Consider the following 2,895-nt stretch of genomic DNA (forward strand, 5'->3'; position numbering starts at 1 on the left):
AATCAGCATCGTTTGGTAAATTTGTGATTGATTGAGCTGTTGCCCTATTTTTTTGACGAGTACCAATATCTAGGGAAGCAATACCATAAAATGGCGCTTCTCTTACACCCGCACTGGAATTACCGATGACAATCTTTGAGTACTTTAACAATGTTAAGAAACACTCAAAACGTACACTTGGAAAAATTCGTATATTATCACGCCCTTCAAAACGCTTATATTCATTAATAATAACATCTGTTCCGTGATCGTTATTCGGATAGATCACGACAAAATTTTTGTTTGATGTAATAACCGCATCGACTACACATTTTATGTTTTCTGCTAACATTTCTAGTTCAGTTGTAACCGGGTGATACATCAACACACCAAAATCATCAAACGGGATATCATAACGATCTAGCGCTTCATTCAGTGTTGGGAGACTTCCAGACGACATAATATCCAAGTCAGGAGAGCCAATTACATTGATAGATCTCTCTGTCTCACCTAGCTGAAGAAGACGCTTCTTGGCTGTTTCATTGGAAACATAGTGTAAATGAGCCATCTTGCTTACCGCATGGCGAATAAGCTCATCGATAGTCCCAGAAACTTCACCACCTTCGATATGTGAAACAAGTATATTATTCAAACTACCAACAATCGCACCAGCCATGGCTTCGACACGATCACCGTGAACAACAATCATGTCAGGTTGCACTTCTTTAACGTAATCTGACAGTCCTGTGATTGTCTTAGCTAGTATTACATCCATTGTGTCCGCAGCGTGCTGGTTGATGTATTTGTAGACATTTTTGTAACCCGACTTCTCAACCTCTTGTACTGTAAAGCCGTACTTATGAAGCATGTGCATACCGGTAACGAAAATATGCGCCTGAAAATCAGGCGCCGCTTCTACCATAGTAATAAGAGACTTGAGTTTGCCGTAATCTGCCCGTGTACCAGTTAAGAAAACTATCTTCTTCATTATTGAACATCCGACTTTTTAAGTTGGATATCTGCAACAATATCCGCCTTAGCTTTTTTGCCAAGAAGGCTTTCATAGTCATCGGCTAGAAAATCACCAGTCCCTGGGCGCTTAACCCAAAGGTTGTCACGAGTAAATTGTTCTCCAGCTTTGATTTCTGCAATTGTGACAACACTTGCGTACGCGAAGTCGATAGTTACTTGTTCTTCTTTTGCTGGTTCTTTCTTACCACCACGCATTTTTGCCATGCGTTTAGATTGGGTGATAAGTTCCGCACACTCCGCAGCATCCATTGAACAACAGATATCTGGGCCAGGACGGTCTTTGCTATCAGTAAAGTGACGCTCAAGCACCGAAGCACCAGCAGCTACAGCACCCAAGCATGCAAGGTTATCAATGCTATGGTCAGACAAACCTACAACGGCATCTGAGAAAGCTTCCTGCAGCTGCTCCATTGCACCAATTCGGATTAAATGATCTGGCGTCGGGTATAGGTTAGTAGTGTGAAGTAGGCAGAACGGTGTTTTATGCTTTCTGAAGATGTCTACGGCTTTTTGAATAGACGGAATATCATTCATTCCAGTGCTCAAAATAACTGGCTTTCCGTAGCTTGCGATTAGATCAAGAAGAGGATAGTTATTACATTCACCAGAACCAATTTTGTATGCTGGGACATTCATTCTCTCAAGACGCTCTGCCGCAGCACGAGAGAAAGGTGTACTAATAAAGATAGCACCTTTAGACTCCACATATTCTTTAAGCTTGGTTTCATCTTCTTCGTTTAGTGAACAACGCTCCATAATCTCATAAATTGAGACATCTGCATTACCAGGAATTACATTTTTCGCCTCACCACTCATTTCGTCTTCTACTACGTGAGTTTGATGCTTGATGACTTCAGCGCCACCTTCAATAGCTGCATCAACCATTTCAAATGCGACTTTTAATGACCCTTCGTGATTAATACCGATTTCTGCAATAACTAGTGGATCGTAATCTAAGCCTACTTTACGACCTGCAATTTCAAATACTGGGTTGCTCATTATTAAATCTCTTTATTTAAGTTCATGTACAGTTGCAATGATGATTCTCATAATACCAAAGAAAATCATCAACAATAAGGAGAACAAAGATATGTTGTAGAAAACTTCTGGATACTTATGCTCTTCGGGTACTTGAACCTCTTCAACGACTATCAAAAACTTCAGTTTTCTATATGCTTCGATTCGTGATTTTTCCAAAGAGATAGTCGAAGATGTATATGCTGAAACTGCCATCTCTAGTTCGATCTTCAAATCTGAAAATTGCGATAATATCTCATTAATCGAACTTGTTCGGTTTGAATCCGTTAAACGCGACTTCTCTTTTATTAACTGTTGTTCTAGAGCTTTAATCTGATTTTGTAGCACCATGACTTGGGGAGCGCTATTGGACATTGTCAGTTTGGCAGCTTTTAGCTCGGCATTCTTTATCGCAATTTGTCCTTCTAATTCGTAAGCAATTTGACTTAGAGCTGAGCCCTCCTGTTCAGGATCCAGAAGGCGGTGTTCGGTCTGGAACTGAATTAGCTTACGTTTTGTAGACTGCAAACGCTCTTCTGCTCCTTGATGTTCTTTCTTGATAAACGTTAATTGAGCATATGCAAGCTGATGACCAACGTTATTAATGAACCACTCTGATTTGGTTGCTATTGCTTTTGTAATGTCATAAGACATCTTGGGATCAAATGCTTGCGCATATACTGTAATAACAGATGATTTCTCATCAATTTCAACTCGAACTTTATCTCGATAATACCTTTGAAATTCTTCGCTGCTAGCATCCTCCGATAATCGACTTAACAGATCATATCTGTTATCAGAATAATGTTTCTTTATGGACAGCTTGTTTTCTAGGTAATTTAACATATCATTAGAAAACACGAATGA

General features: G+C 39.8%; 3 protein-coding genes. All 3 read right to left on the reverse strand.

The window, feature by feature from the left end; genetic code table 11:
* Positions 1-967, reverse strand: a 967-nt coding sequence (gene neuC, locus CAG69_RS14380) for a UDP-N-acetylglucosamine 2-epimerase (protein ID WP_202600784.1), incomplete at its 3' end; no start/stop codon positions are given.
* On the reverse strand, positions 967-2,010 hold the full coding sequence (locus tag CAG69_RS14385; protein ID WP_161444816.1) for an N-acetylneuraminate synthase family protein: 1,044 nt from the start codon (positions 2,008-2,010) through the stop codon (positions 967-969). The genes CAG69_RS14385 and neuC, both read right to left, overlap by 1 nt.
* Before the next feature lie 12 nt (positions 2,011-2,022).
* A partial coding sequence (locus CAG69_RS14390; protein WP_202600785.1) for a lipopolysaccharide biosynthesis protein occupies positions 2,023-2,895 on the reverse strand: 873 nt, incomplete at its 5' end.

It is taken from the genome of Vibrio sp. V43_P6S15P86, assembly GCF_009904725.1.
Lineage (GTDB): Bacteria > Pseudomonadota > Gammaproteobacteria > Enterobacterales > Vibrionaceae > Vibrio > Vibrio diabolicus.

Bases quoted from the DNA above. Each gene is read 5' to 3' on its own strand.
- CAG69_RS14385 (WP_161444816.1), bottom strand. From the start codon at position 2,010: ATGAGCAACCCAGTATTTGAAATTGCAGGTCGTAAAGTAGGCTTAGAT.